Annotated in this window: 18 protein-coding genes; 6 read left to right on the forward strand and 12 right to left on the reverse strand. The window is 71.2% G+C overall.

The annotated features are described in order from the left end of the window. Window positions 1-5: 5 nt before the first annotated feature. The 4 genes from K338_RS0105265 to glpK form a co-directional block, all read right to left on the reverse strand. Window positions 6-1901 (reverse strand): DUF6807 family protein, encoded by a 1896-nt coding sequence (locus tag K338_RS0105265; protein ID WP_022917132.1) that lies wholly within the window; start codon window positions 1899-1901, stop codon window positions 6-8. Further along, complete coding sequence (locus K338_RS20680; RefSeq protein ID WP_022917133.1) at window positions 1901-3532, reverse strand: glycoside hydrolase family 43 protein; 1632 nt, start codon at window positions 3530-3532, stop codon at window positions 1901-1903. Before K338_RS20680 ends, K338_RS0105265 begins: the two co-directional genes overlap by 1 nt. Window positions 3533-3572: 40 nt before the next feature. Next, window positions 3573-4955 (reverse strand): Gfo/Idh/MocA family protein, encoded by a 1383-nt coding sequence (locus tag K338_RS20685; RefSeq protein ID WP_022917134.1) that lies wholly within the window; start codon window positions 4953-4955, stop codon window positions 3573-3575. A gap of 354 nt (window positions 4956-5309) precedes the next feature. Beyond that, window positions 5310-6827 carry a glycerol kinase GlpK gene (glpK, locus tag K338_RS0105280; RefSeq protein ID WP_022917135.1) on the reverse strand — a complete coding sequence of 506 codons (1518 nt, stop codon included), beginning with the start codon at window positions 6825-6827 and terminating at the stop codon, window positions 5310-5312. A 193-nt stretch (window positions 6828-7020) separates the two neighbouring features. Between glpK and K338_RS0105285 the strand changes: the two genes are divergently transcribed. Both K338_RS0105285 and K338_RS0105290 read left to right on the forward strand, forming a co-directional pair. Next, window positions 7021-7986, forward strand: a complete 966-nt coding sequence (locus K338_RS0105285; RefSeq protein ID WP_022917136.1) for a sugar-binding transcriptional regulator — start codon at window positions 7021-7023, stop codon at window positions 7984-7986. Continuing rightward, window positions 7967-8515 carry an amino-acid N-acetyltransferase gene (locus tag K338_RS0105290; RefSeq protein ID WP_022917137.1) on the forward strand — a complete coding sequence of 183 codons (549 nt, stop codon included), beginning with the start codon at window positions 7967-7969 and terminating at the stop codon, window positions 8513-8515. The genes K338_RS0105285 and K338_RS0105290 overlap by 20 nt, the downstream gene beginning before the upstream one ends. 38 nt (window positions 8516-8553) lie before the next feature. Here the strand turns inward: K338_RS0105290 and K338_RS0105295 are convergent, their stop codons facing one another. The 4 genes from K338_RS0105295 to K338_RS0105310 form a co-directional block, all read right to left on the reverse strand. After that, window positions 8554-9078, reverse strand: a complete 525-nt coding sequence (locus K338_RS0105295) for a hypothetical protein (RefSeq protein WP_022917138.1) — start codon at window positions 9076-9078, stop codon at window positions 8554-8556. Between the two features lie 131 nt (window positions 9079-9209). Continuing rightward, a complete protein-coding gene (locus K338_RS0105300; protein WP_169579519.1) occupies window positions 9210-10754 on the reverse strand; it encodes a glycoside hydrolase family 140 protein in 1545 nt (514 codons plus the stop codon). A gap of 186 nt (window positions 10755-10940) precedes the next feature. Further along, on the reverse strand, window positions 10941-11861 hold the full coding sequence (locus K338_RS0105305) for an HhH-GPD family protein (protein ID WP_022917140.1): 921 nt from the start codon (window positions 11859-11861) through the stop codon (window positions 10941-10943). Next, window positions 11858-12634, reverse strand: a complete 777-nt coding sequence (locus tag K338_RS0105310; protein ID WP_022917141.1) for a LysR substrate-binding domain-containing protein — start codon at window positions 12632-12634, stop codon at window positions 11858-11860. The genes K338_RS0105305 and K338_RS0105310 overlap by 4 nt, the downstream gene beginning before the upstream one ends. A gap of 132 nt (window positions 12635-12766) precedes the next feature. Between K338_RS0105310 and K338_RS0105315 the strand changes: the two genes are divergently transcribed. After that, window positions 12767-13153, forward strand: coding sequence for a DUF5997 family protein (locus K338_RS0105315; protein WP_022917142.1), 387 nt, complete (start codon window positions 12767-12769; stop codon window positions 13151-13153). A gap of 559 nt (window positions 13154-13712) precedes the next feature. Further along, complete coding sequence (locus tag K338_RS24315; protein WP_157612231.1) at window positions 13713-14210, forward strand: hypothetical protein; 498 nt, start codon at window positions 13713-13715, stop codon at window positions 14208-14210. An 89-nt stretch (window positions 14211-14299) separates the two neighbouring features. Here K338_RS24315 and disA read toward each other — a convergent pair whose 3' ends face one another. Together disA and radA are read right to left on the reverse strand one after the other, a co-directional pair. Then, window positions 14300-15379, reverse strand: coding sequence for a DNA integrity scanning diadenylate cyclase DisA (gene disA / locus K338_RS0105325; protein ID WP_022917144.1), 1080 nt, complete (start codon window positions 15377-15379; stop codon window positions 14300-14302). A gap of 72 nt (window positions 15380-15451) precedes the next feature. Continuing rightward, window positions 15452-16864: a DNA repair protein RadA gene (radA, locus tag K338_RS0105330; RefSeq protein ID WP_022917145.1), complete on the reverse strand. Its 1413-nt coding sequence runs from the start codon at window positions 16862-16864 to the stop codon at window positions 15452-15454. A 74-nt stretch (window positions 16865-16938) separates the two neighbouring features. Here radA and proC point away from each other — a divergent pair, with 74 nt between their 5' ends. Next, complete coding sequence (gene proC, locus K338_RS0105335; RefSeq protein WP_022917146.1) at window positions 16939-17751, forward strand: pyrroline-5-carboxylate reductase; 813 nt, start codon at window positions 16939-16941, stop codon at window positions 17749-17751. Between the two features lie 78 nt (window positions 17752-17829). Here proC and K338_RS0105340 read toward each other — a convergent pair whose 3' ends face one another. Both K338_RS0105340 and K338_RS0105345 read right to left on the reverse strand, forming a co-directional pair. Then, window positions 17830-18525 carry a potassium channel family protein gene (locus tag K338_RS0105340; RefSeq protein ID WP_022917147.1) on the reverse strand — a complete coding sequence of 232 codons (696 nt, stop codon included), beginning with the start codon at window positions 18523-18525 and terminating at the stop codon, window positions 17830-17832. After that, window positions 18518-20011: a TrkH family potassium uptake protein gene (locus tag K338_RS0105345; protein ID WP_084480629.1), complete on the reverse strand. Its 1494-nt coding sequence runs from the start codon at window positions 20009-20011 to the stop codon at window positions 18518-18520. Before K338_RS0105345 ends, K338_RS0105340 begins: the two co-directional genes overlap by 8 nt. Here K338_RS0105345 and K338_RS0105350 point away from each other — a divergent pair. Further along, window positions 20010-21200 carry an acetoin utilization protein AcuC gene (locus K338_RS0105350; RefSeq protein WP_022917149.1) on the forward strand — a complete coding sequence of 397 codons (1191 nt, stop codon included), beginning with the start codon at window positions 20010-20012 and terminating at the stop codon, window positions 21198-21200. The two genes, K338_RS0105345 and K338_RS0105350, sit on opposite strands and share 2 nt — an antisense overlap. The last annotated feature ends 68 nt before the right edge of the window (window positions 21201-21268 follow it).

Below are 21268 nucleotides of genomic sequence, written 5' to 3' on the forward strand. Positions count from 1 at the left end.
AGGCATCACGCTGCTGAGCCGACCGACTCGAGCAGGGGCGCAACCTCCTCCACCGACAGCACACCGTCGAGCAGCACGGCCTCTAGCTCCAGCTCCAGCTCCTCCCCGGTCGCCAGGTGCAACGAGTGGGACCAGGCGAGGGACGGACCGGCACCGAGGTAGTCGGTGGAGCGCACGAACCACGGCCGTACCTGCCCGCGCTGCACCAGCAACGCGGTCCACGGACGCTCCCCGTCCCGGGAGAGCAGCAGCCACGGCGAGGTGGAGCCGTTGGCCGCGTCCTCACCGGTGCCGTCCGCGCAGGTGATCAGCGCCGTACCGTCGCTGGGGAAGCGCCAGAAGATGCCGCCGTAGCCAGCTCCGGGCCGACCCTGGGTAGCCGGGGACTCGATTGTCACCGGACCCGCACTGGCGCGCAGCGTGGAGTGCCAGGTCAGCTGCCAGCCGCGCCGGTCGGTCAGGGCGCTCGCAGTCAGCCGGCGACGTTCGGTGAGCAGCTCGGCGCCGTCGTGGCCGTACCAGGTGACCTGTTCCGTCATCGACGGGCCGACCAGCGTCATGTCCTGGCTGACCTGGGTGCCGTGGTTGGGCAGGAGCGTAGGACCGGAGTCCCGCACGTAGGTCCGACCGCCCCAGAACGAGGAGTCGTTCACCTGCGCCACCGCGAGGGAGACGCCGTACTGGTGCCGGTGGTCCAGCGGGGAGATCTCGGTCAGCGGCGTGCCGTTCCAGGTGTGCACCGGGTGCAGGTACGGGCGGGGGGCGTGCACGTCCGGCATCGCTGGGTGGCGCTCGTAGCGGGCGAGGGTGCTGCCGGACACGCGCAGTACACCAGCCTCGTCGTCGCGCGACCACAACGGCTGGCTGCCGGCCATCGGAGCGGCAGGTGCAGTGGTCGCCCAGGCTGGTGCCGGACCGGTGCTCGCCCGCTCGATCAGCCGCGGACGGAAGAACAGCGAGCTGCTCTCCGCCTCGCCGACCAGCAGCTGGTGCAGCTGCTCCCAGGCGTGCCGGCCCAGGTCCATCTGCGGCACCGACATCGTGGTCAGCGACGGGGTGGCGTACTTGGCGAATGCGATGTCGTCGAACCCGGCCACCGAGATCCCGCGCGGCACGCCCAACCCGATCTCGTTCAGCTTGCCGAGCAGGCCGAAGGCGACCAGGTCGTTGAACGCCAGCACCGCTGTGGCCTGGGAGTTCAGCACCGCCTCCAGAGCGGCGTAGCCGTCCTCGATCATCGACCCGCACGGGCTGTGCTGGATGCTGATCTGCGGGTGGTCCTGCTGCAGCCCGCGCAGCCCCTGCAGCCGGGCGGTGTTCGACGCCGAGGTCTCCGGTCCGGCCAGGTAGATGAACTTCTGGTGGCCGAGGTCGATGAGGTGCTCAGCGAGCTGCCGGATGCCGCCCGCGTAGTCCACGGCCAGCGCCGGCACGTCCCCGGTGAGCGGCTCCCGGTTCACCAGCACCACCGGGGCGGTGGTGGCCAGCACCTCGTTCAGCACGCGCTCCGGCATCCGGGGGGAGCACAGGATGAGGGCGTCACAGCGCCGGCGCGCCTCGATCGCCAGCTCCGCCTCGCGCTCCGGTTCCTCGATGCTGTCCGCGACCAGGATCCGGTAGCCGGCGCGGGTGGCGGCCTGGTTCGCCCCGCGCAGCACCTGCTGGAACATCGGGTTGCCCAGGTCCGGGACCAGCAGCGCCACGGTCTGCGTGCGGCCCAGGGAGAGGCTCCGGGCGACGGTGGAGGGGGAGTAGCTCAGCTCGCGGGCGGCCTTGCGCACCCGGGCGGCCATCTCCGGGTCGACGGTCGCCCGCCCGTTCATCACCCGGGACACCGTGGCGCGAGAGACGCCGGCTGCGCGGGCGACCTCGGCGATGGTCGCCACACCGGTGCTGCTCATCACGCCTCCTCGTACGGCGGTCGGGCGCCTCTCATGCGGAACGAACGGTACCGTGCCACAGGGTCCGGGGAGCCATCGCCGCCAGCGCAGGAGCCGAGCGGGGCGGCAGCGAACAACGCGACCTCGGCGCCGATCCAGTGGCCCTTGCTCGCGCTGAACGGCTCCTCGACCGTGGTCCAGCTCGTATCGCCCTCGGCGGCCCACGCCAGCTGCACTGCTCCGGCACCGTCGCTGCTCAGCCGCAGCCGCACGGAGCCGCCAGCCGGCAACGGGTGTTCGGCGACCGGTACCTCGATGCGGCGTCGGTCGGGTGAGTCGTCCGCCCCGGAACGACGACAGACCAGGCGAGGTCCGCCGTCGAGCACCTGCAGACCGATCCACGCGTACTCCTGGCCGAGGACCACCAGGCCGGTACGGGTGCCCTCCGCCGCGTCGGTGAGCTGCACGCTGGTCTCGTAGCTGCACGGCAGCCCGGCCAGCTGCTGGCCGAGCAGCTGGGGCAGCAGGCGTAGGTCGCCGAGGTCGTTGGCCACCGCCTGCAGCTCCAGGTGCCCCGCGCCGGTGCTTGCCCATCCCGGATCTGGGTTGGCCTGCCAGTGCCACTTCGGGTTCAGCGGGCCGGTGAAGTCGTCACTGCCGTCGACGGCGCGCAGCCCCTGCCGCACGTGCGGCACCGGGGCAGGGTGGCTCAGCACCGGCTCTCCCGACTCGCCCAGGACCGGCCAGCCGTCGGTGTCCCAACACATCGGTTGCAGATGGGTGACCCGGCCGTAGGGGCCGCGGTCCTGGAAGTGCACGAACCAGTCCGCACCGTTGGCGTCAGTGACCCAGGCGCCCTGGTGCGGTCCGTTCACCGGGGTGCTGCCCTGGGCGAGCACCTTCCGTTCCTCGTAGGGCCCGTACACCGACCGGGACCGGAACGCGGCCTGCCAGCCGGTGGCGACCCCACCGGCGGGCGCGAAGATCCAGTACCAGTCCTCCCGCCGGTACAGCTTGGGCCCCTCGAGCGTGGAGTAGCCGGGCAGGTCTGCGCCGTCGACCACAGTGCGGCCGGGGGAGAGCACCCTGGTCAGGTCCGGGCTGACCTCCAGCACGGTCAACCGGTTCTTCACCCCGGACCGGCTGGCGGCCCAGCCGTGCACCAGGTAGGTGCGGCCGTCGCTGTCCCACAGCGGGCACGGGTCGATCAGTCCCTGCCCGGCGAGCAGCAGGTGCGGTTCGGCCCACGGGCCCTCGGCGGCCGGGGCGGTGGAGACCCACAGCCCGTGGTCGGGATCCGGCCAGACGATGTACAGGATGCCCTCGTGCGCGCGGATCGACGGCGCCCATACGCCACTGCCGTGCCGCGGCAGGGCGAAGTGCTGGTGCGGTGGTACCGCCGGTAGCGCATGCGCAGCGACCTGCCAGGTGACCAGGTCTGCCGAGCGCAGCACCGGCAGCCCGGGGGCCCGGTTGAAGCTGGAGGCGACCATCAGGTACTCGTCGCCGAAGCGGATGACGTCCGGGTCCGGCCAGTCCTCGTCCAGCACCGGGTTGCGGTAGAGACCTGGCGGGATGGGCTGGATGTCTCCTGGTGCCGGGACGCCACGGTCCTGGGTGCTCGGTCGTGGGGAGGAAGCAGTGGGCGCCATCGCGGTTCTCTCGAGAGGTGGTGGTTCTGCTGGCGGTGGGCTACTCGCCGAGCACGGCGCTGTGCACCGGCTCACCGTAGTCGGCAAGGCGCACCACCTGACCGGAGGTCAGGGAGTCGTTCACCGCAGCGCCGATGAGCACCGACCGGACCCCGTCGCCGTAGCCGGCCTGGCGTCCGAGCGGATCCTCAGCCGGGCCTCGGAAGATGTCGTCGAGCAGCATGGCGTCGCCGCCGCCGTGCGCGCCGGCACCTTCGGGGATCGGTACCTCCTCCGGCTGGGCCCAGAGTCGCTGCAGCACCAGGCGCGAGCCGTGCGGCCGGAGCCGCTGCCCGGTGCGCTCGGCTTCGGTGGCGCTCGGGTCCAGCACCGGGCGGTCTTTGCCGCCCGGTCCGAGTCCGCTGGTGGTGCGCTCGGCGCTGACCGCCCCGCGTTCCACCACGTCCAGCTCCAGCCTGCCCTCGGTGCCGTTGACCGCCACCCGGTAGCCCTCCCACGGGGAGTGCGCGTTCAGCGAGTAGGACATCGCCGCCCCGCGCTGGTAGCCCACGATCACCGAGAGGTTGTCCTCGATGCTGATGCCCTGGCCGAAGACGTCCTGGTCGCGGTGGTAGCCGTCCAGGTGCTCCGCGTCCAGGAACAGCCCCTTGAGCTGAGGGTCGGCGGCCAGGTCGAGGGCGAACGGATCGCCAGCGGCGACCAGGTCCCGACCCAGCGCGGGCCGTTCCCCCAGGCCGCGGTCGGCGGCGTTCTCCGCACCGTAGAAGTGCAGGCCGCCGAGCGCGAACACGGTCTCCGGGACGTCTGCGAGCCACCAGTTGACCAGGTCGAAGTGGTGCGTGGACTTGTGCACGGCGAGCCCGCCGGAGCTGTCCTTCTCCCGGTGCCAGCGGCGGAAGTAGTCCGCCCCGTGCACCGTGTCCAGGCACCACTCGAAGTGCACGGAGGTGACCGTGCCGATGGCGCCTTCGGCGATCAGGCGCCGCACGGTCGAGTTCCGCGGGGAGTAGCGGTAGTTGAACGTGACGGTGAGCGTGCCGGTGGACTCCCGGGCGGCCCGCACGATGCGTTCCAGGCTGGGCACGTCGATGGTCATCGGCTTCTCCGTGATGACGTCCAGACCGCGGTCCAGGCCCGCGACGATGTGATCGGCGTGGGTGGAGTCCTTGCTGGTGACGATCAGCACGTCCGGCCGGGTGGCGGCGAGCATCTCTTCGAGCTGGTCGGGGGAGAAGTGCGGCGGGTGGTCGTAACCGCGGTCGGCCAGGTACCGGTCGTAGTAGGCCATCCTCGCCTCGTTCGGGTCGAGGAACGCCACGATCTCGCCCAGATCCGCATGGCTGGAGGTCAGGGCATCGATGTACATCCGGGAGCGCCCGCCGGTCCCGATGACGGCGTGACGGCGGGCGGGACGATCAGACATGGGGATCCTGTTTCGACTCGGTGATCGACGGCGAGAAACCGATTTCCGACCAACCTAATCAATTGCCGGCCTGATGTCAACTGAGCCGCTCCGCCTTGCGAGCGAGGTCTAGAAACCGGTTCCGGCCCGCAAGGGGGGCGTGGGGCCCGGTGAGCGGCGAGCTGTCACGCTGGCAAGGCTCGGCACGGCCCCGGGCCGGTTGGCGTGCCGCCCTCGCTCGTCGGTGGGGCAGGCCGGGCTGGCCGCATGTCATGTGGTCGGACGGGGCCGGACAGATGGGGCGGGACCGATGCGGGCGGGACGCGTGCCAGCAGGGCGGGTAGCCACGCTACCCGCCCCGGCGACGACTGACGGTCAGGCCTCGGTGTCTTCGTCTACCCAGTCGAAGGTCTTGGTCACGGCCTTCTTCCAGTTCCGGTACAGCCGCTCCCGCTCGTTCTCCTCCATCTGCGGGGTCCAGCGCTTGTCCTCGGACCAGTTGTCGATCACGTCCTGCTCCCCGGACCAGAACCCGACCGCGATGCCGGCCGCGTAGGCGGCACCCAGCGCAGTGGTCTCGGCAATCTTCGGCCGGATGACGTCGACACCGAGGATGTCGGCCTGGAACTGCATGAGCAGATCGTTGGCGATCATGCCACCATCGACCTTCAGCTCGGTCACGTCCACCCCGGAGTCGGCGTTCATCGCATCGACCACCTCACGGGTCTGGAAGGCGGTCGCCTCCAGCGTCGCCCGGGCGAGGTGCCCCTTGTTCACATACCGGGTCAGCCCGACGAGCGCACCGCGTGCGTCCGGGCGCCAGTGTGGGGCGAACAGGCCGGAGAACGCAGGGACGAAGTACGCGCCACCGTTGTCCTCCACCGTCTTGGCCAGGTCCTCCACCTGCGGAGCCTCGGTGATCAGTCCCAGGTTGTCGCGCAACCACTGCACCAGCGACCCGGTCACGGCGATCGAGCCCTCGAGCGCATAGATCGGCTTCTGATCCCCGATCTTGTACGCGACCGTGGTGAGCAGACCGTTCTCCGAGGGGATGGCCTCCTCACCGGTGTTCATCAGCATGAAGTTGCCGGTGCCGTAGGTGTTCTTGGCCATGCCGACCTCGAAGCACGCCTGGCCGAAGGTGGCGGCCTGCTGGTCGCCGAGGATGCCGGCGAGCGGTACGCCTGGGATCATGCCGCCCTCGCGGCCTCTGCCGTACTCCTCGGAGGAGGAACGGATCTCCGGGAGCATCGACATCGGGATGCCCATGTCGGCGGCGATGTCGGCGTCCCAGTCCAGCGTCTTCAGGTCCATCAGCATGGTGCGCGACGCGTTCGTGACGTCGGTGACGTGCACCCCGCCGTTCGTCCCGCCGGTCATGTTCCACAGGAGCCAGGCGTCGGTGTTGCCGAACAGCAGGTCACCAGCCTCGGCCTTGGCGCGCGCGCCCTCGACGTTCTCCAGGATCCAGCGGATCTTCGGACCGGAGAAGTAGGTCGCCAGCGGCAGCCCCACCTTGGCCTTGTACTTGTCCGGTCCGTCCGACCCAGCCAGCTCGTCGACGATCTTCTGGGTGCGGGTGTCCTGCCAGACGATCGCGTTGTACACCGGTTCGCCGGTGTTCTTGTCCCACACGACCGCGGTCTCGCGCTGGTTGGTGATGCCGACAGCGGCGATGTCGCTCTTGCTCAGCGGCGCACGGGCGAGGGCCAGGCCGACGACCTCCCGGGTGTTCCGCCAGATCTCCAGGGGGTCGTGCTCGACCCAGCCGGCCTTCGGGAAGATCTGCTCGTGCTCGATCTGGCCGGACTCCACGATCTGACCGGAGTGGTCGAAGATGATGGCGCGGGTGCTGGTCGTGCCCTGGTCGATGGCGAGTACGTAGTCAGGCATGTCGTTCCTTCGTGTTCGTAGGGCTCCGCTCGGGCGGATCTTCTCGACGCTTCCTCGCGACGCCTCGGTGGCGGACTCGCCGCCGCACGTCGGTGTGGTTGCACGGTGTCCTGACTGTCATGGTTGCCCCGGGCGCACGAGTGCGCAACCATCGTGCACGAACGTGCACCGCCGCCGCGGAAAGGATGAACGAGTGCGTGAGGACGATGCGTACCGGGCCGCGGCGATGTACTACCTGCAGGACCAGACCATGGAGGTCATCGCCGGCACCCTCGGCGTGTCCCGGTCCACCGTGTCCCGGCTGATCAAGGCCGCGCGGGACGAAGGCATCGTGCGCATCGCGCTGCGTCGGCCCAGCGGCACCGGCGCCGACCTGGGCCACCGCCTGGCGGCGACGTTCGGGATCATGGCGCACGTGGTACCGGTGCGGGAGCGTGCCAGCGAGGTGCAGCGGCTGGAACAGGTGGCGATGGTGGCTGCCGGGCTGGTGACCGACTGGGTACAGGCCGGGATGGTCATCGGTGTGGCTTGGGGGACGACGGTCACCGCGATCGCCAGGCACCTCACCCCCAGCCCAGCGCGCGGCTCGGTCGTGGTGCAGCTCAACGGGGCGGCGAACACGTTCGCTGGCGGAGTCACCTACGCCGGCGACCTGGTCTCCTCGATCGCCACGGCCTTCGACTCCACACCGCACCTGTTCCCGGTACCCGCGTTCTTCGACTTCGCCGAGACCAAGGAGGCGATGTGGCGGGAGCGGAGCATCCGCCGGGTGCTAGCGGTGCAGCGTCGCGTGGACCTGGCGCTGTTCGGCGTCGGTGCGCTCGCGGCGGACGTCCCTTCGCACGTCTACAACGCGGGCTACCTGGACGATGCGGAGATGGCCGAGCTGGCGGCCGACCGGGTGGTGGGGGACGTGTGCACCGTGTTCCTGCGCGAGGACGGCACCTACCGGGACGTGGCCATCAACGCGCGCGCCACCGGGCCCACCCCGCACGAGCTGCGCACCCTGGGGCGGCGGGTGTGCGTGGCGGTCGGTGCGGCCAAGGTGCCGGCGCTGCTCGGCGCGCTGCGCGCTCGGGTGGCCACCGACCTGGTCACCGACGAGGCCACGGCACGGTTGCTTCTGGAGCACCTGCACCGTGAGTCCGTGGCAGGCTGAGCAGGTGGACACCACCCCGGAGACTGCCCCTCTCATCCGCCCTGCCCTGCCTGCGGACGTGCGCGCGATCCGGACGATCGTCGATCCGTACGCAGAGGAGCGCATCCTGCTGGCCAAGGACCTGGTCGACTTCTACGAGGCGGTCCCGGAGTTCCTGGTGGCCGAGGACCCCGGTAGCGGCCAGGTGATCGGCTGCGGTGCGCTGCACGTGATGTGGGAGGACCTCGGGGAGGTGCGCACCTTGGCGGTGCGCCGGGACCGGCTGGGTACCGGGGTGGGCCACCAGCTGCTCGAGGCGCTGCTGCAACGTGCCCGTGACTACCGCCTGGCCCGGGTGTTCTGCCTGACCTTCGAGGTCGGCTTCTTCTCCGGGCACGGGTTTGCCCCGATCGAGGGGGAGGTGGTGGACCGGGAGGTCTACCTGGAGCTGCTGCTCTCCCGGGACGACGGCATCGCGGAGTTCCTCGACCTAGCCCGGGTGAAGCCGAACACCCTGGGCAACACCCGGATGCTGCGGCAGCTCGACTGACTGGTCCCCAGCGTCGCCGGCCGCCCCGGCGGGCATGGTCAGGGCAGCCTCGGGCGCAGCAGCACGTTCACCCGCACGACCGCGAGCACGACCGCGACCTGGACGAGCAGCACTGCTCCGACCACTGCTCCCAGGACCGCGCTGATGTCGACGATCGCCCACCCGGTCACCCCGACCACGGCCAGGGCCACGACCACCCGCAGCAGGACCGCCAGGCGGCGGGCGGTGCGGATCGTCTGCTGCTGCGGTAGCTGGCGGCGCGCGGCGTCGTGGCTGGTGCGGCTGCCCGGGTCGCCGACGCCTCGGGCGATCGTCAGCCATCCCAGCGCCGCGACCACGGCGGCCACGATCGCCAACAGCTGGGCGACGCCGAGCATCGTCAGTCCGGCCAGCACCCGCAGGTCGGTGCGGTGCACACCGGCCATGCTCAGCGCCCCGGCGCCCACGAGGGCCAGGACGAGGCAGGTGGCACACATCAGCAGCAGGGTGCGGGTGTGCGCGCGCAGAGCGCGGGCGATGGCCACGTCTTCCAGCGCCGCGTCCTCGTCCTCGTCCACCTGCACGCGCCTCTCCTGCTCCGCTCGGCCTCTGGACGCACCCTCGACGGGGCGAGGTCGTCCCGATGCAGCCTACCGGGGCAGCCCGCGGCCACCGTGCGCCCGCCGGCGGCCACGCCACCGGCGCCCGGTCGCCGTCAGGAGTCGTAGATCGGTTCCCCCGGCACGCCGAAGGACTGGGAGGCATCATCGAGGACGAGCACCCAGTCGTTGCTCTCCCCGGGCTCGTCCGGCGGGTCGAAGGTGTGTACCCCGGAGTTGTCGATCTCCCCGATCCGGGTGGCGCTCCCGTCCCTCGGGTCGTACCACCATGCCACCACCCGGTCACCGGAGATCTTGCCCATCTTCAGCGAGAAGGACCGGCCGGTGTGGATATAGGCGAAGGCGTACTGCTCGGAGTAGGTGGCCACCACCCGGTCGTACCGGTACCCCGGGTCCCCGCTGACCAAGGTCGGGCCGGGGATGCGCTGGAAGTACGGTCGGGAGAGCATCAGGTTCTGCAGGTGCTGCATCTGCCCGGCGCCCGGGTCGTCCATCGTCTCGTACCAGTACTCGGAGACGTCGTAGCCGTTGACCGGCCCGTCGGAGGGGACGTGCATCGGCATCACCCCACCGTTGCCGTAGGTGTGCCCGCAGGAGCCGCCGAAGACGGACCAGTACGCGTACCGGCGGGTGTCCGCATCGTCCCAGAACGGGGTGGAGAAGTCGTGCAGTCCCTGGTGCACGTGCTCATAGCTGGGCTCGCCGTCCAGCGTCGGCTTCGGTGGGTAGAGGGCGTAGTCCTCGTGCACGTACATCCACGTGTCCTCGCCCTTCCAGTACGTGGGCACGTCGATGCTGTCGTAGGTGGGGGAGACGCCGTCATAGGTCTGCTCGTAGTTCCGGTGCCCGGACTGGAACATGTTGAAGTCCAGCCAGGACTCGTTGTGGAACCAGGTGGAGGAGGAGAACCGGCCGTTGGGGTGGTAGGTCATCAGGTGGTCCGGGTCCGTCTGCCGGATGGCCTCGGCCAGGCTCAACCACACGTCCATCTGCTGCGAGCCGACCGAGTCGCCGCCGATCAGCCAGACGATGTTCGGGTAGTCCCGGTAGCGGCGAGCGAGCCAGCGGCCGTACCAGGCCGCCTCTCGGGCGTCCATCAGCCCGTCCTTGACGATGTTGCGCCAGACGGCGTTCATCGCCATGTAGATCCCGGCACGGGCGGCTTCCTCGACCATGTGGGTGATGTGGTCCCAGTAGGCCGGGTTCGGCCGGCGCACGTTCTCGCGCAGGAACGGTGAGTTCCCGTAGTAGTCCTGGTACTCCAGGTTCGCCGGGATCACCTGCAGGAGCACGACGTTGAACTTCTTCTCCTGCCGGTTCTCGAAGTACTGCCGGACCTCCTCCCGAGAGAGCTTGTGCAGCAGCCACGCGGTGTCCGCCGTCCAGAAGAACGGGGTGCCGTCCTCATGCTGCAGGAAGCGTCCGTTCTCCGAGGCCTGCAGCTTGCCGCGCTGCCACGGTCCCGGGAAGCGCTGGTCCTGGCCGCCGCTGCCGGGGGCGCGTGCCCGCTCGCTGGCCGCTGCCGGCGCGGCGGTCACGGCAGTGCCCAGGCCCGCTGCCACGCTCGCTGCCAGCACCCGCCGCCGGGAGAGCCCGGTCCTGTGTCCCTGGTCCGCTGCGCCTTGGTCGTTATTCGACACTTCTTCTCCCCCGTCCGGTCCGGTGCGAGAATAGGTATCTACGCACCCTTGCATGAACATGCTGCAGGCTAGCGGTGCCGAGCATCCCCCGCAATGCCCTGCTCAGCAGATGGTCACTGGAGCCTCCGGCGGCGCCACGGCCAGGCCGGACCAGCGGGCGCCAGGCAGCGGCCTGCTAGCGCTGAGCTAGTGCTGTTCGTCGACCGGCAGTCGGTAGGCCAGCGGCACCCCGTCGGCGTCGGTCTCCACAGCGGCCAGGCCATCGGCTACCAGTGCGGCGAGGATGCGCTCGCGCTGCCTGGCATCCGGCCACAGGTCGGCCACGTCGGCAGCGGCGAGGTGGTCCTGCTCCCGGAGCGCCGCCATCACCCGGCCCCGCGCCTGCCGGTCGGTACCGTGCCAGGCCTGCGTGCGCCGTCGATGGGCGTGGGGGTCCTCGGGGCGGCCTGCGGCCACCCAGGCGCACTGCTGGAGCAACGGGCACTCCTGGCATCCCGGTGACCGGGCAGTGCAGACCAGGGCGCCCAGCTCCATCACGGCGACGCTGAAGCGTGCAGCCGTTGCGCCGTCGTCGGGCAGGAGGGACTCGGCCAGCTCGCCCTCGGACCGGCGCGGTGAGGGTGGTGGCAGCGCCTCGCCGCGTACAGCGCGAGCCAGCACCCGCCGCACGTTGGTATCTAGCACCACTGCCCGGTGGCGGTAGGCGAAGGCCGCGACCGCGGCGGCGGTGTAGTCGCCGATGCCGGGCAGGGTGCGCAGGGTCTGCTCGTCCTCAGGTACCACACCGGCGTGTTCAGTGGTGATGGCGCGGGCGGCCGCGCGCAGCCGCAGCGCCCGGCGCGGATAGCCGAGCCGGTCCCAGGCGCGCAGCACCTCGGCGGTCGGCGCGGCGGCCAGGTCGACCGGGGTGGGCCAGCGCGCCATCCACTCCCGCCACCGGGGCTCCACCCGCGCCACCGGGGTCTGCTGCAGCATCACCTCGCTGACCAGCACGCCCCACGCGGATGTCTCCGGGCGGCGCCACGGCAGGTCTCGGGCGTGGCCGTCGTACCAGTCCAGCACTGCCGTGCGCAGGGCGGTGCGGGCGCTCGGTCCGGGAAGGGTCATCGTCGCCCTCGGCGGTGCGGGCGGCCGCGCCGTCCCCGTGGTGCTGGTCGACGGCGGTGCCCACCTGGGGAGGCCGCCCCACCTCGGTCCTGGGTCGAGCGGGGGCTGCGGGGCCTGCCTCGGTCAGCCGTGCGGTCCGGTCCGGCAGACGGGTCGGCCGGCAGGCGGCGCCCGCGGGTGGAGTTGACGGTGCGGCCACGGACGATGCCGATGAAGTCCTCGACGGCGTCCGTGGTGCGGTCGGTGCACCAGGCGAGCAGCACCGGTGCACCGGGTGCTCCGGCGAGCGGACGGTGCACCAGGTCGCGCCGCTGGTGCAGCCGGGCCAGGGAGAGCGGTGCCACCAGCAGCCCAGTCCCCGCGCTGACCAGCTGGATCGCCTCGGCCGTGCTCGCCGGCCGGTGCTCGAGGACGGTGCCGGGGAGGTGCTCGGTGCCCGCGTAGACGTCGTCGAGGGGGTGCAGCAGGGTCTCCTCGGCAAGGTCCGCAGCCGTGACCTGCTCCTCGGGGTCGAGCGCAGCGAGCGGGTGCTCCTTGGCGGCGACCACCACGGTCACCTCGGTGTACAGCGGGATCGCGCTCATCGTGTCGCGGTCGACCGGGGGTCGCAGCAACGCAGCGTCTACATGGCCATCGGCGAGAGCCTCGGCAGCGGCCGGGTGGGTCAGCGGGACCAGCTCGAGCGGGAGCTCGTGGCGTTGCTGCCAGGTGCGTACCCACTTCGCAGGAGTGACGCCCGGCACGTATCCGAGCCGGAAGGCGACAGCTGGCATCCAGACAGGGTACCCGCGGTGCGATACTGCCCCAGTGAGTGCGAGGAGCCGCCACGGAGGTACGGGGAGATCCGGTGCGGGCCCAGGGTACCGTAGCGAGGCACCGCAGCGGTCGGAGAAGCTGGAGGACAGATGAGTGTGCAGCAGCGGATGAAACCCATCACCGCCGCACGGAAGCTGGGCATCTACCTGCCGGCCGCGCCGGAGGAGTTCCAGGCAGCCTGGATGACCCGGGAGGAGCTGGCCGACCTGGACCGCAACCCGCCGCAGTGGTTGCGGACACTCCGGCGCGACGGCCCGCACCCGCGGCCGGTAGTTGCCGGACGGCTCGGCGTGTCCATCGCCGGTCTGGCGCGCTCTGGGGCCGATGAGGCGATGACCACCGCGCAGATCGATGCGCTGCGGGCCGACCCACCGCCCTGGTTGCTGCAGGAGCGGCACGTGCACCAGCAGGTGCTGGCCGAGGAGGAACGGGTGCGCCGAGAGCGAGCGGAGAAGAGGGCTGGGCAGTCACGCTAAGGGCCCTGGTTCCCGCCTACTCGATACGCCTCGGCGCGTGCACGTAGGTGTAGGCGGCAGTGCGGGTTACCGTCAGGGCGTGCCGAGAAAGACCCCCGCTCCCGAGCGCCGCCGCAGCCCCGCCGGCCGCACCGGGCCCGCCGTCCGGGACCGGTCCGGGGGCGCCGCCACACGCAGCAGCGGTCGCGCGACCACCGGGACCACCAAGCGCGCGACCGGAACGACCGCCACGCGCACAGCGGGCAGGCCGACCCGGCGCACCGACAGCGGGGCTACGAAGCAGGGCGCAGGCCGAGGCAGGGACACTGCTGGGCGCACCGCCTCTGGTGGTGGGCGCTCGTCCGGGGGCGGGCCATCTCCGGCCCGGAGCGCCGGCGGGCGCAGTGGCACCGGTGCTCGCGGTGGTGCCGGCCGCAGCGGCTCCCGTGGGTCGGGGCGGGGGAGGCCTCCGCGCCGTTCACGCGAGGAGCGCGCGGCCACGTTCCGCCGGCGCCGGATAGCGGTCGGGCTGCTCGCACTCGTCCTGGTCGCCGGGGTGGCAGTCGGAGCGGTGCGGGGTGTGCCGCTGCTGCTGGAGCGGTTCGGCCCGGACCGTGCGGAGCCGTCAGCTGAACCGACCGAGGAGCCCACCGGCCCGGACGAGGAGGCGCTGGCCAATCCGGTCGGTTGTCTGCCGGAGGCGGTCTCGCTCGAGCTCGGCACGGCAGGCACCGAGGTGGCCGCGGGTACCAAGGTGGAGGTGCCGATCACGATCACGAACACCGGCCAGGTGCCCTGCCTGCTGGACGTGGGCAACGACGCCCTGCAGCTGGAGGTCACCTCCGGCAACGACACCGTCTGGACCACGGCGCAGTGCCCGGCTGGTACGGCGGAGCAGCCGATCCTGCTGCCTGTCGGTGGTATGGAGGAGACGACCATCTCCTGGAGCGGGCGGCGCAGTGCAGCCGACTGCCCGGACGACACGCGCGAAGCACGCGCCGGGACGTACCAGATCGAGGTGAGCATCGCCGTCGACGGTGACGAGGTGACCCAGCGGCGCACGCTGACCCTGACCTGACCCTGCCCCGCGAACGCCCCGCTTCGCGAGGTGAATCGGTTCAGCGGCCGCGAAGGCGAGCGTTCGCGGCAGGTGGGGGCGGGAGGGGGTCAGGAGAAGCGTTCCAGCAGCGACGCCTCAGCCTGGCGGGAGAGGCCTTCGCGGACCGCGCGGGCGCGCTGGCTGCCGACTCCCTCGACCACCTCGAGGTCGTCGATGGTGGCAGCGAGCATCTTCTGCAACGTGCCGAAGTGGTCGGTCAGTGCGTTCACCACCGACATCGGCAGCCGAGGGATGCGGGTGAGCATCCGGATACCGCGGGGAGCGATCGCCGAGTCCAGCGACTCCCCCTGCCGACCGCCGATGCCCAAGATCCGGGCGATCTGCGGCAGGTCGATCAGCTGGGCCGAGTCCAGACCCGCCAGTGCGTCCAGCACCTCGTCCAGGGTGCGGCTGCCGCGCGGATCCAGGTAGTCGCGTACCACCAGCTCCAGACCTGGGCCGATGCCACCGACCAGCTCGTCGAACTGCAGCGCCAGCAGGCGCCCGTTCGTGCCCAGCTCCACCACGTAGTCGGAGATCTCCGCGGAGATCCGGCGCACCATCTCCAGGCGCTGCACCACCGAGGTCACGTCCCGGACGGTCACCAGGTCCTCGATCTCCAGCGCGGAGAGCGTGCCGGAGACCTCGTCCAGGCGGGACTTGTACCGCTCCAGCGTGGCCAGTGCCTGGTTCGCCCGGGACAGGATCGCCTCGGAGTCCTCGAGCACGTACCGCTTGCCGCCTACGTAGAGGGCGACGATGCGCATCGACTGGCTCACCGAGATCACCGGGAAACCGGTCTGCTTCGCGGCCCGCTCGGCGGTACGGTGCCGGGTGCCGGACTCGGAGGTCTCGATGGTGGCGTCGGGGATCATCTGCACGGCGGCGCGCAGGATACGCTTCGCACCCTGGTCGACCACGATCGCCCCGTCCATCTTCGCCAGCTCTCGCAGGCGGGTGGAGGAGAACTGCACGTCCAGCTCGAACCCACCGGAGCAGATGGAGGCCACCACGTCGTCATAGCCGAGCACGATCAGCGCGCCGGTGCGGCCGCGCAGGATACGTTCCAACCCGTCCCGCAGCTCGGTGCCCGGCGCCACGGCACGCAACGTCTCCCGCAGCAACGGGGAGAAGGTGGAGTCGGGCACCGAGGTGGTCCTTCCGCACGAGCAGGCCGGTCGCAGCACACTCTACGCGAGGTCCCCACCCGGGGTGAGGGCTCAGACGCGGTGCAGGGGGACCGGGTCGGCGCTGCGGCCCTTCGTCACCCGCTCCGCAGAGGCCACCGCCTCGTGCAGGTTTGCCACACGCACCACCTCGAGGCCGTCCGGGACCGTGCCCAGCTCACCGGCCGCGGGGACCACCGCCTTGGTGAATCCCAGGCGGGCGGCCTCGGCCAGCCGCCGGGGCAGCCCGATCGCTGAGCGCACCTCACCGGTCAGCCCGACCTCGCCGATCGCCACCAGCCCTTCGTGCATGGTCATGTCGCGACGCGCTCCCACCACGGCCAACGCGATCGCCAGGTCGCAGGCAGGCTCGGTCACCCGGGCGCCACCCACTGTGGCCACGTACACGTCCCGCGCCGCAGTGTCCACCCTCAGGCGTCCGTGCAGCACCGCCAGCGTCATCGACACCCGCGCGGAGTCCACCCCGGCGGTGGTGCGACGCGGATTCGGTGCCACCTGGTGGGTGGTCAACGCCTGGATCTCCACCGGCATCGGGCGCCGACCGTCCAGCGTGATCGTCACGCAGGTGCCCGGCACCGCCTCGCGCTGGCCGGACAGGAAGAGCCCGCTCGGGTCCGCCAACGAGACGATCCCGGACTCGGTGAGGGAGAAGCAGCCCACCTCGTCGGTGCTTCCGAAGCGGTTCTTCACCGCCCGCACCATCCGCAGCTGGGAGTGCCGGTCGCCCTCGAACTGGCAGACCACGTCCACCAGGTGCTCCAGCACCCGCGGGCCGGCGATCGACCCGTCCTTGGTCACGTGCCCCACCAGCACCACCGGCATCGCAGTGCGCTTCGCCACCCCGATCACCGCGGCTGCCACCTCACGAACCTGGGACACCCCACCCGGGGTGCCATCCACGTCCGCCGACCCGATCGTCTGCACGGAGTCCACGATGAGCAGGTCCGGATCGCTGTGCTGCACGTGCCCGAGCACTGTGGCCAGGTCGGTCTCGGCGGCCAGCAGCAGCCCGTCCTGCAGCGCCCCGATCCGTTCGGCCCGCATCCGCACCTGGCTGGCTGACTCCTCCCCGGTGACGTACAGCACCCGCTGGCCGGCGGCGGCTGCCCGCGCGGCCACGTCCAGCACCAGGGTGGACTTGCCCACTCCCGGCTCGCCGGCGAGCAGCACTACCGCCCCGGGGACGATGCCGCCGCCGAGCACCCGGTCGAACTCACCGACCCCGGTCGCGCGATAGCGCGCCTCCTGCCCGTCGACCTCGGCGATCTGGCGAGCCGGGCTGGTCACGGATGCGACCGCCGTCGTGCGTGGACCAGCGGCGGACGCTCCGGCCTCGGTGACCGTGCCCCAGGCCTGGCACTCCCCGCACCGGCCGACCCACTTGGCAGTGGTCCAGCCGCACTCGGTGCAGCGGTAGGAGGGGCGGGGAGCGCGAGCAGCAGCCATACCCACACGGTAGTGCGCGCGACCGACAGGCCCGGGCAGGTAGCGTGCCGTGCATACCAACCTGAGGAGCTGACATGACCGTGGACGTGGCACTGATCGGGGTCGGGGTGATGGGGGACGCCGTGCTCACCTCGCTGGTGAGCGTGGTCGGTGCGGACCGGGTGCAGGTCACCGACGGTCGGCCCGAGCACGGCAAGGAGCGGGCAGCTGCACACGGCGTCCGCTGGGGCGGCAGCAACGCTGAGACGGCCAAGGGTGCCGGGGTGGTGGTCCTCGCGGTCAAGCCCAAGGACGTCTCCGCCGTGCTCGCCGACATCGGCCCGGTGCTGGCTGCCGACACCGTCTTGGTGAGCATCGCGGCCGGCATCCCCACGGCCTTCCTCGAGACCCGCCTCGACCAGCCCGTCCCCGTGGTGCGGGTGATGCCGAACACACCGGCGACCATCGGTCAGGGAGTGAGCGTGATGAGCCCGGGCAGCCACGCCACCGGTGAGCACCTGGACCAGGTCGCCGGCCTGCTGGCCGGCACCGGGACCGTGCTGCGGGTGCCGGAGTCGGACCAGGACGTGGTCACCGCCATCTCCGGCTCCGGTCCGGCCTACGTGTTCTACCTGATCGACGCGCTCGCCGAGGCCGGTGTGCTCGGCGGGCTCAGCCGCGCTACCGCACTGGAGCTGGCTACCCGCACTGTGGCCGGTGCCGGTGCGATGGCCGCCGCGAGCGAGGAGCACCCGGTGCTGCTCCGGGAGAAGGTCAGCTCCCCGGCTGGCACCACGGTCGCCGGGGTGCGCGCCCTGGACGAGCACGGCGTGCGTGCCGGGCTGGTGGCCGCCGTGGAGGCCGCCCGGACCCGCTCCATCGAGCTCGGCAGGACACTGGCGGACTGACCCTCCAGCCGCCAACGCTCTGGTTCGCGGCGTGAATCGGTTCAGCGGCCGCAGAGCAGAGCGTTCGCGAACGTGGGTTCAGGGGCGGGCGGCGAACTTCTCCAGCAGCACGGTGTCCCCGGAGAGGATCAGCGTGTCGCCAGCATCGATCCGGGTCTCGGCGGTGGCGTACTCGAACGGTTGACCCGGTTCCTTCACCCCGATCACGGTGACTCCGTACTTGCGCTTGATGTCCGCCTCGCCGACCGTGAAACCGTGCGTCTCCTTCGGCGGGCGCATCTTGACGATGGTGAACCCGTCCTCCAGCTCGATGAAGTCCAGCATCCGCCCGGAGACCAGGTGTGCCACGCGGGCGCCGGCGTCGTGCTCGGGGTAGACCACGTGGTGGGCGCCGATGCGCTGCAGGATCCGTCCGTGCTCGGCGGAGATCGCCTTCGCCCAGATCAGCGGGGTACCGATGTCCACGAGGTTCCCGGTGATCAGCACGCTCGCCTCCAGCGAGGTGCCCACCCCGACGACGGCGATCGGGAAGTCCCGTGCGCCCAGCTGGTCCAGCGCGTCTGGGTTCGAGGCATCCGCCTCCACCAGTGGGATGCGTCCGGTCCAGGCGCGGATCAGCTCCGGGTCGCGCTCCACGGCCAGCACGTCCCGGCCCAGGCCGTCCAACGTGGCGGCCAGGGAGCTGCCGAACCGGCCCAGGCCGATCACCAGCACGCTCGCGTCGTGCCCGTAGTCGGTCTCGTTCGGATCCTGACGGGCGGACTTCCTATCCAATGGACGGCCTCTCCTCGGGGTATCGGATCACGCGGCGACGGTCGCGCAGGGCCAGCGCCGCGGCCAGGGTCATCGTGCCGGTGCGGCCGGCGAACATCAGCGCGACCAGGACATACTTCGCCGAGCTCGGCAGGGACGAGGTGATGCCGGTGCTCAACCCGCAGGTGGCGAACGCGGAGATCACCTCGAACAGCACCTGGTTCAGGTGCAGGTCGGTGAGCACCAGCAGTGCCAGGGAGGCCGCGCCCACCATCGTGGCGCCGACGAACGCCACTGCGATCGCCACCCGCACCACGCCCGGGTCCAGCCGTCGGCCGAAGGCTTCGATGTCCCGGTCACCGCGCGCTTCGGCGCGGATCGCCAGCAGCATGACGGCGAACGTGGTCACCTTGATCCCGCCGGCGGTCGAGGCGCTGCCGCCGCCGACGAACATCAGGGCATCCTGCACCAGCCAGGTGCCTTCGCTCATCGAGGCGACGTCCACTGTGGAGAACCCCGAGGACCGCGGTGTCATCCCGGCGAGCAGGCTGGCCAGCACGCGCTCGTTGGTGGACAGCGGGCCGTAGGAGTCCGGGTTGCCCCACTCCAGCGCGCCGATAGCCACCGCACCCACCACGAACAGCAGCGCGCTGGTGACCACGGTCAGCTTCGCGTGCAGCGACCACCGGCGCGGGCGGCGCCAGCTCTGCGTGATCGCCAGGATCGCCGGGAAGCCGAGTGCGCCGATGAACCCGCCGACGATGATCGGCAGGCACATCCACCAGTCGCCCACGTACGGGGCGAGGCTCTCCTCGATGATGATGCCGGCATTGTTGAAGATGGAGATCGACTGGAACAGGCTGTGCCAGACCGCCCGGCCGGGGGAGTAGCCGATCATCAGGAACCTCGGCAGCAGCACCAGCATCAGCGCACCCTCGATCACCGCAGTGGTCACCAGCACCGCCCGGATCAGCGAGCCGACCTCGCCGAGCCGAGCCGTCTTGGTCTCCGCCGCTGCCAGCAGCCGCTGGGTCAGCCCGATCCGGCGAGAGACCGCCAGGCCGAGGATGGAGGCCAGCGTCATCACGCCCAGGCCGCCGATCTGGATGCCGACCATGATCACCGCGTGCCCGAACGGGGACCAATAGGTGGCGGTCGGCACGGTGACCAACCCGGTCACGCACACCGAGGTGGTGGCGGTGAACAGCGCATCGGCGAACGGGGCCCGGTGACCGTCGGCAGTGGCGATCGGCAGCGAGAGCAACCCGGTGATCACGACGATCACCAGGCTGAAGACGGCGATCGTCAACCGGGCAGGAGAGCGGTGCGCAACGTCGTCGATACGTTCGCGGACGCGGACGAGGAGGGACAGACCCTCCTCCTCCACGCGCTGCACCCGCTCCTGCTCCACGACACTCCGCACTGTCGGCGCTTGCGATGATCGCTGCCTACTGTGCCACGCACCACGTGCCCGCGGGCGGGACAACACCGATACGGTGACCTGCATGTCCGTGCCCGTGACCCTGCCGTGGAGCGAGAACCTGCTCGGCTACGACTTCGGTGTCGGCCACCCGATGGCCCCGGTCCGCCTGAGGTTGACCCTCGAGCTGCTCACCGCGCTCGGTCTGCTCGATGACCCGGCGGTGCACCTGGTGGACGCCCCGGTCGCCGACGACGCTGCGCTCACCACTGTGCACGAGGCGGCCTACGTCCGCGCGGTGCGGGCGGCCAGCACCGGTACCCCGGACCGGACCCGCGGCCTGGGCACCGACGATGATCCGATCTTCCCGGGGATGCACGAGGCCTCTGCCCGGATCGTCGGTGCCACCCTCGCAGGAGCCCGTGCCGTGTGGCCGGGTGGCCCGGGCGGGCCGGCGCACGCGGTCAGCCTGGCCGGGGGGATGCACCATGCGATGCCCTCCCGGGCCGCCGGCTTCTGCGTCTACAACGACCTCGCGGCGGCGATCGCCTGGTTGCTGGCCAACGGCTGCGAACGGGTGCTCTACCTCGACGTCGACGCCCACCACGGCGACGGGGTGGAACGGATCTTCTGGAACGACCCGCGGGTGGTGACCCTCTCGGTGCACCAGAGCGGGCAGAGCCTGTTCCCGGGCACCGGCTTCCCGCAGGACATCGGCAGCGCCGACGCCCGGGGCAGTGCGATCAACGTGCCGCTGCCGGCCGGCACCTCCGACCGGGGCTGGCTGCGGGCGATCGAGGCCGTGGCTGGGCCGGTGGTCCGGGCCTTCGCCCCCCAGGTGCTGGTCAGCCAGCACGGTTGCGACACCCACGCCCGCGACCCGTTGACCGGGCTGGAGGTCTCCGTGGACGGTCAGCGTGCGGCCGCACAGCTGATCGCGGGCTGGGCGGCCGAGCATGCCGGTGGACGCTGGCTGGCCACCGGTGGGGGTGGCTACGACCTGGTCAGCACCGTGCCCCGCGCCTGGTCCCACCTGGTGGCGGTCAGTCTGGGCCGGCCGATCGACCCGGACACCGAGGTGCCCGCCGCGTGGCAGGATCTGGCCCGCCGGCTCACCGGGGCAGAGGTGCCCACCCGGATGGGGGAGGGACGCAACGTGGACTTCCGCCCGTGGCTGGACGGCTACGACCCGGCAGACCCGGTGGACCGGGCGATCATGGCCACCCGTCGTACCGCCTTCCCGCACCACGGGCTGGAGCCGATGACGGCAGAATGAACGGTGAACAGTTCCCTATCTGGAGCAGAACCCTCTAAGATGCTCCAGTGGGGGCCTGCATCGGTCCC

It is taken from the genome of Ruania albidiflava DSM 18029, from assembly GCF_000421225.1.
Lineage (GTDB): Bacteria > Actinomycetota > Actinomycetes > Actinomycetales > Beutenbergiaceae > Ruania > Ruania albidiflava.

Excerpts from the sequence above, each read along its gene's own strand:
- K338_RS0105315 (WP_022917142.1), top strand. The coding sequence starts at position 12,767 with ATGAGTGTGCAGCAGCGGATGAAACCCATCACCGCCGCACGGAAGCTG.
- K338_RS0105265 (WP_022917132.1), bottom strand. The coding sequence starts at position 1,901 with ATGAGCAGCACCGGTGTGGCGACCATCGCCGAGGTCGCCCGCGCAGCC.
- radA (WP_022917145.1), bottom strand. The coding sequence starts at position 16,864 with ATGGCTGCTGCTCGCGCTCCCCGCCCCTCCTACCGCTGCACCGAGTGC.
- proC (WP_022917146.1), top strand. The coding sequence starts at position 16,939 with ATGACCGTGGACGTGGCACTGATCGGGGTCGGGGTGATGGGGGACGCC.
- K338_RS0105310 (WP_022917141.1), bottom strand. The coding sequence starts at position 12,634 with ATGCCAGCTGTCGCCTTCCGGCTCGGATACGTGCCGGGCGTCACTCCT.
- glpK (WP_022917135.1), bottom strand. The coding sequence starts at position 6,827 with ATGCCTGACTACGTACTCGCCATCGACCAGGGCACGACCAGCACCCGC.
- K338_RS0105345 (WP_084480629.1), bottom strand. The coding sequence starts at position 20,011 with ATGCAGGTCACCGTATCGGTGTTGTCCCGCCCGCGGGCACGTGGTGCG.
- K338_RS20685 (WP_022917134.1), bottom strand. The coding sequence starts at position 4,955 with ATGTCTGATCGTCCCGCCCGCCGTCACGCCGTCATCGGGACCGGCGGG.
- K338_RS0105350 (WP_022917149.1), top strand. The coding sequence starts at position 20,010 with ATGTCCGTGCCCGTGACCCTGCCGTGGAGCGAGAACCTGCTCGGCTAC.
- K338_RS20680 (WP_022917133.1), bottom strand. The coding sequence starts at position 3,532 with ATGGCGCCCACTGCTTCCTCCCCACGACCGAGCACCCAGGACCGTGGC.
- K338_RS0105305 (WP_022917140.1), bottom strand. The coding sequence starts at position 11,861 with ATGACCCTTCCCGGACCGAGCGCCCGCACCGCCCTGCGCACGGCAGTG.